General features: G+C 70.9%; 6 protein-coding genes and 2 pseudogenes. 7 read left to right on the top strand and 1 reads right to left on the bottom strand.

Annotated features, from left to right (window positions below):
- A partial coding sequence (gene flgA / locus ACKVMH_RS12565; RefSeq protein WP_412700551.1) for a flagellar basal body P-ring formation chaperone FlgA occupies positions 1–534 on the bottom strand: 534 nt, incomplete at its 3' end.
- Between the two features lie 129 nt (positions 535–663).
- On the opposite strand from flgA, the gene ACKVMH_RS12570 reads away from it, so the two are divergent.
- The 7 genes and pseudogenes from ACKVMH_RS12570 to ACKVMH_RS12600 all read left to right on the top strand — a co-directional run.
- Positions 664–1,593 (top strand): chemotaxis protein, encoded by a 930-nt coding sequence (locus ACKVMH_RS12570; protein ID WP_412700552.1) that lies wholly within the window; start codon positions 664–666, stop codon positions 1,591–1,593.
- Positions 1,594–1,683: 90 nt separating this feature from the next.
- Complete coding sequence (gene flgB, locus ACKVMH_RS12575) at positions 1,684–2,052, top strand: flagellar basal body rod protein FlgB (RefSeq protein WP_215219667.1); 369 nt, start codon at positions 1,684–1,686, stop codon at positions 2,050–2,052.
- Positions 2,053–2,063: 11 nt separating this feature from the next.
- Positions 2,064–2,471, top strand: a complete 408-nt coding sequence (gene flgC, locus ACKVMH_RS12580; RefSeq protein ID WP_412700553.1) for a flagellar basal body rod protein FlgC — start codon at positions 2,064–2,066, stop codon at positions 2,469–2,471.
- Positions 2,472–2,499: 28 nt separating this feature from the next.
- Complete coding sequence (locus tag ACKVMH_RS12585) at positions 2,500–3,168, top strand: flagellar hook assembly protein FlgD (RefSeq protein WP_412700554.1); 669 nt, start codon at positions 2,500–2,502, stop codon at positions 3,166–3,168.
- A gap of 74 nt (positions 3,169–3,242) precedes the next feature.
- Positions 3,243–3,872: pseudogene (locus ACKVMH_RS12590) on the top strand (flagellar hook protein FlgE); the annotation flags it as partial.
- Positions 3,873–3,936: 64 nt separating this feature from the next.
- Positions 3,937–4,596 (top strand): annotated as a pseudogene (locus ACKVMH_RS12595) (flagellar hook protein FlgE); the annotation flags it as partial.
- Between the two features lie 120 nt (positions 4,597–4,716).
- Positions 4,717–5,298 (top strand): flagellar basal body rod protein FlgF (locus ACKVMH_RS12600; protein WP_412700555.1); only part of this gene is annotated, 582 nt, incomplete at its 3' end.

The raw sequence follows: 5,298 nt of genomic DNA on the forward strand, positions 1-5,298 counted from the left end.
CAGCACGACCGGGTCGCCGCGGCGCAGCATCGGCCCTTCGACCACGTCGTCGGCAGTCGGCGCGGCACCAGGGGCAAGGCTGCGGTTGGCGGTCTGGCCGACAAGCGCCGCCGCATCGGCGAAGCCGTCACCGGCGCCGGCCATGTCGCGCCGGCGCATGGCCAGCATGTCGGCGGTGATGGTCTCGCCGGCCTGCACCGGCCCGGTCACCACCAGCACCTGCTCCACATCACGCACCTGCACCGGCACGTACAGCTGCCAGCCCGGCTGGTCCGGACAGCGGACGTGGACCACCCGGGCGCTGGTCGGCAAGGCCTGCAACGGCGACGAGCACGCGGCCATCCTGAGGTTGGGGTCGACCGACGCTTCCGCGTTTGCGGCGGTGGCGCCGACCGCGGCGATGGCCGCGGCACGGATCGCATCGGGCGGGGTGACCGGTCCCGCCGCCGACACGGGCCCGCTGTACAGGGCCACGACGAGCAGGCTGACCGCGAGCACGGGCAGGACCAGCAATGGCAGGAACAACTGCCGCACGGTGGACTCCGGAGAGGGATACGCCGGGACACAGGCAAGCGGCGTGCCGCGCCCCCGGCGCGACCGCCCCGCCCTCCGCCGCCGCGAGCGGCCGCTCAAGAACCACCGGCCACGGCCGACAACCTCGCCATGAGCCGTGACCTGCTGGACCGCATCGACCAACGTACCCGCCTGGCCGGCCACAACCGGCTGGCGCTGCTGCTGTTCCGACTGGGCACGCGTCAGCTTTTTGGCGTGAACGTGTTCAAGGTGCAGGAGGTGATCCCGCGGCCGCCGCTGTTCACCCTGCCGCAGCTGCCCTGCGCGTTTGCCGGCGCGGCCGACGTGCGCGGCCGGACCGTGGCGGTGCTCGACCTGGCTCGTGCGATCGGCCACGCCCACGACGGCGCCGAGCCCAGCTACCTGGTCGTCACCGAGTTCAACCGCACGGTGCAGGGCTTCCTGGTGTCCGGAGTGGAGCGCATCGTCAATATCGCCGTCGAGGACATCCAGCCGCCGCCGGACCTGGGCGGCGACGCCCATTACCTGACCGGCGTCACCCGCCACCAGGGCGAGCTGATCCAGCTGGTGGACGTTGAAAGCGTGCTGGCCGAGTCGGCCCCGCGCGCCAGCGATGCCACCGGCATCAGCGCGCTGCCCCACACCCCCGGGGTGCCGCACGAAGTACTGGTGGTCGACGACTCCCGCGTCGCCCGCAACCAGATCCGGCAGGTGCTGGAGCAGCTCGGCCTGGGTGCCACGCTGCTCTCGGACGGCCGCCAGGCGCTGGAGCACCTACAGCAGATGGCCGAGGGCGGCCGTTCACCGGGCGACCGCTACGCGATGGTGATCTCCGACATCGAAATGCCGGCGATGGACGGCTACACGCTGACGACGGAAATCCGGCGCAGCCCGGCCCTGCGCGGCCTTTACGTGCTGCTGCACACCTCACTGTCGGGCGTGTTCAACCACGCCATGGTGGAGCGCGTCGGCGCCGACGACTTCGTGCCCAAGTACTCCGAGCACGAGCTGGCGCAACGCATTGCGGTGCGGATGACGGCGCTGCAGCGCGCGGCCTAGCGCCTCGCCCGCGGCCGCGCGGTCCGCTCGAAACCACGTCGTGGCACGGCGCTTGCCTGATCCCGGGTGAACCAGACCCGGAGGGCGCCCATGCCTTCGCTCGATTCATCGTTCCTTGGCATCCACGGCACTGCGCTGGCCCTGCGCGAGCAGCGGCTGCAATTGCTTGCCGGCAACATCGCCAATGCCGATACGCCCGGCTTCAAGGCGCAGGACCTGGACTTCCAGACCGCGCTGCGCGCCGCATTGCAGCCGGCCGGCCCCGGTGACGCCATCGACACCGCGGTGGCCGCGTCGCAGTACGCGCCCGCCTCCCTCCAGCCCAGCCTGGACGGCAACACCGTCGACGGCGAGCGCGCGAAGGCCGCGTTCGCGCAGGCGTCGCTGGAGTACCGCGCGTCGCTGTCGTTCGTCGAGGCCAAGGTGCGCGGGATGTTGACCGCGATCACCGGGCAGTAGGAGGCGGACCGATGAGCACGCTCCCGATCTTCGACGTCGCCGGCTCGGCGATGAACGCCCAGTCGGTGCGCCTGAGCACCGTCGCCAGCAACCTGGCCAACGCCGACACCGTGTCGGGCAACCCCGACGCCGTGTACCAACCCAAGCATCCGGTGTTCACCGCCCAGGCGGTTTCGGGCGACCCGGCGCTGTCGGGCGTGCGGGTCACCGAGGTGGTCGACAGCACCGCCGCGCCGATCAAGCGCTATGAGCCCGGCCACCCGTTGGCCGATGGCGACGGCTACGTCTACGCGCCCGACATCGACCCGGTCGCGCAGATGGTCGACCTGATCTCCGCCTCGCGCAGCTACCAGGCCAACGTGGAGGTGTTCAACACCGCCAAGGAACTGGCCACCGCGACCCTGAACATGGGCAAGTGAGCCCGACCGCGATGAAGGACACCACGCCATGAGCACCATCCCCGGCACCAGCCTGGAGAACCCGTGGGGCTCGCTGGGCCTCGCTTCGCAGGCACCCGCACGCGACACCTCGCTCGGCCAGGCCGACTTCCTTCGGCTCATGACCGAGCAGCTCAAGAACCAGGACCCGCTCAAGCCGCTGCAGAACGCCGAGTTCCTCGGCCAGCTCGCGCAGTTCTCGACCGTGCAGGGCATCGACAAGATGCAGGGCGCGCTGTCGTCGGTCGCCTCGGTGATGGAGTCCGACCAGACTTTGCGCGCCGCCTCGCTGGTTGGCCGCGAAGCGCTGATCGAGACGGACACGGTCGAGCTCGCCGCCGGTGCCGGGGTACGCGGCGAGATCGCCGCCACCCGCGCGGGCACCCTCCAGGTCGAGATCGTCGATGCCTCCGGCGCCACCGTACGCCGCACCACCGTGCAGGCCGATGCCGCCGGCGGCGTGGCGTGGGAGTGGGACGGCCGCGATGACAACGGCGACCCCGCGGCTGCCGGCCGTTACAGCATCCGCGCGACCTCCGGCGGTGGCGAGGACACCGAGTCGCTCGCGGTCGGCGTCGCCGCCCGCATCGACAGCGTCTCGATCGAACCGCAGGGCCTGGTGCTCAACCTCGCCGGCCTCGGCAGCCATCCGCTCGGCGCGATCCGCCGGATCGGCTGACACCCATTCCCGACATCCGGGCGCGGCCAGGCCGCTCCCACCACCACCCCGATTCGCCCGACTGGAGCACCCGCATGAGTTTCCGCATCTCGCTCAGTGGCATGAACGCGGCCACCGCCGACCTCAACGTCACCTCCAACAACATCGCCAACGCCAACACCACTGGCTTCAAGCAGTCGCGTGCCGAGTTCGGCGACGTGTTCCCGGTGTCGGCCTACGGCCTGTCCAGGAACGCCATTGGTGCCGGCGTCCGGCTCAACCAGGTCGCCCAGCAGTTCAACCAGGGCAACGTGGAGTTCAGCGGCAAGGCGCTCGACCTGGCGATCAGCGGCAAGGGTTTCTTCACCCTGTCCAACCAGGGCGCGACGGTGTACTCGCGCGCCGGCAACTTCGGCGCAGACCGCGACGGCTTCGTCGTCAATCCGTCCGGCCACCGCCTGCAGGTCTACATGCCCAACGCCTCGGGCGTGGGTTTCGACACTGGCCGCCTGAGCGACCTGCAACTGGCCACCGGCGACGCGGCGCCGCGCGCGACCGGCGAGGTGCAGGTCGGCAGCAACCTGCCCGCCGACGCCGCCCCGCCGGTCATCGCGCCGTTCGATCCGAACGACCCGACCAGCTACAACCACACCACCTCGCTGACCGTGTACGACTCGCTCGGCGCCTCGCACACGCAGCAGTTGCACTTCGTCAAGACCGCCAACCCGAACGAATGGCAGGTGCATGCGTCCATCGACGGCACCGCGGTCGGNCTACAACCACACCACCTCGCTGACCGTGTACGACTCGCTCGGCGCCTCGCACACGCAGCAGTTGCACTTCGTCAAGACCGCCAACCCGAACGAATGGCAGGTGCATGCGTCCATCGACGGCACCGCGGTCGGTGCGCCGGCGACGCTGCAGTACTCCGACACCGGCGAGCTGCAGGTGCCGGCCAACGGACTGGTCGCCCTGCCCGCCCATGACCCGGGCAACGGCGCCGCGCCGCTCGTGGTCGGCCTCGACCTCGGCGGCTCGACCCAGTACGGCGAGTCGTTCAACGTCTCCGAGCTCGTCCAGGACGGCCACGCGACCGGCCGGCTGACCGGCATCGAGGTCTCGGCCACCGGCGTGGTCACCGCGCAGTACACCAACGGCGTGTCCACCGCGCTCGGCCAGGTGGCGATGACCAGCTTCAGCAACCCGCAGGGCCTGCAGCCGCTTGGCGACAACGGCTGGGCCGAGACGTTCGAGTCCGGCCAGCCCCTGCGCGGCGCCGCCGGCACGTCCGACCTGGGAATGATCCAGGGCGGCGCGCTGGAAGCGTCCAACGTCGACCTGACCGAGCAGCTGGTGAACATGATCACCGCGCAGCGCAACTTCCAGGCCAACGCGCAGATGATCTCGACCCAGGACCAGATCACCCAGACGGTGATCAACATCCGCTGAGGCCGGTGACGTTGTCGGAGCGACGTAAGTCGCGACCCGGATATTGCCCAGGCCGGGCGGGTCGCGACTGACGTCGCTCCTACAACCGGGCACCGCCTCCACCCAGCCGGAGCGAACCCCATGATCGATCGAGCCCTCTACGTTGCGATGACCGGCGCCAGCGCCACGCTGAAGGCGCAGGCGTCGGTGTCGCACAACCTCGCCAACGCCAACACGGTCGGCTTCCAGGCCACGCTCAGCGGCACCGTCGCGGCGCCGGTGCAGGGCGAGGGTTTCGACTCCCGCGTGGCCGCGAGCCATCGCACCCTCGGCGTCAGCGCGGCGCCCGGCGCGATCAACCAGACCGGCAACGCCACCGACATTGCATTGCACCAGGACCGCTGGCTCGCGGTGCAGGCGCCGGATGGCGGCGTGGCCTACACCCGCGCCGGCAACCTGCAACTGACCGCCAACGGCCTGCTGACCACTGCCAGCGGCCTGCCGGTGCTCGACCAGGGCGGCGCGCCGGTGGCGGTGCCACCCAACGAGTCGATGCTGATCGGTGGCGACGGCACGATCTCGGTCGTCCCGCTCGGCCAGCCGCCGTCCACCCTCGCCGAGGCCGGCCGCCTGCAGGTGGTGGAGGCCCGCACCGACCAGCTGGTCCGCGGCGACGACGGCCTGATGCGGATGCCCGCCGGCGCCGACCCCGCGCCGCCAGCC

This window comes from Lysobacter zhanggongensis, from assembly GCF_046638635.1.
In the GTDB taxonomy this organism is placed as follows: domain Bacteria; phylum Pseudomonadota; class Gammaproteobacteria; order Xanthomonadales; family Xanthomonadaceae; genus Novilysobacter; species Novilysobacter luteus.

Bases quoted from the DNA above. Each gene is read 5' to 3' on its own strand.
- ACKVMH_RS12570 (WP_412700552.1), top strand. From the start codon at position 664: ATGAGCCGTGACCTGCTGGACCGCATCGACCAACGTACCCGCCTGGCC.
- flgB (WP_215219667.1), top strand. From the start codon at position 1,684: ATGCCTTCGCTCGATTCATCGTTCCTTGGCATCCACGGCACTGCGCTG.
- flgC (WP_412700553.1), top strand. From the start codon at position 2,064: ATGAGCACGCTCCCGATCTTCGACGTCGCCGGCTCGGCGATGAACGCC.
- ACKVMH_RS12585 (WP_412700554.1), top strand. From the start codon at position 2,500: ATGAGCACCATCCCCGGCACCAGCCTGGAGAACCCGTGGGGCTCGCTG.